The organism is Pseudomonas sp. I2 (assembly GCF_040984075.1).
Lineage (GTDB): Bacteria > Pseudomonadota > Gammaproteobacteria > Pseudomonadales > Pseudomonadaceae > Aquipseudomonas > Aquipseudomonas guariconensis_B.
This window is the reverse complement of sequence record NZ_JBCGFQ010000156.1, coordinates 1-447: the sequence shown is the minus strand read 5'-3', so window position 1 is coordinate 447 and position 447 is coordinate 1. Positions and strand designations below refer to the sequence as shown.

Below are 447 nucleotides of genomic sequence, written 5' to 3'. Positions count from 1 at the left end.
GAAATGTAGGCGGTGCGAATGAACATTCTGTTAGCGTTTAAAGCCGAACCGGATGCCGGAATGCTGGCGGAAAAAGAGTGGCAGGCGGCGGCTCAGGGTAAAAGCGGACCGGATATTTCGCTACTGCGAAGTTTACTCGGTGCTGATGAACAGGCCGCTGCCGCGCTGCTGTTGGCGCAGAGAAAAAACGGTACGCCGATGTCTTTAACCGCGTTGAGCATGGGGGATGAACGGGCATTGCACTGGCTGCGCTATCTCATGGCTCTTGGGTTTGAGGAAGCTGTATTGCTGGAGACGGCGGCAGATCTGCGCTTTGCGCCGGAATTTGTCGCTCGCCATATTGCCGAATGGCAGCATCAGAATCCGCTGGATCTGATAATTACCGGCTGCCAAAGCAGCGAAGGGCAGAATGGGCAAACGCCATTTTTGCTGGCGGAAATGCTGGGC

General features: G+C 55.5%; 1 pseudogene. It reads left to right on the top strand.

From position 1 onward, the window contains the following. Nucleotides 1-18: 18 nt before the first annotated feature. Nucleotides 19-447: pseudogene (locus tag WCE05_RS26010) on the top strand (hypothetical protein); the annotation flags it as partial.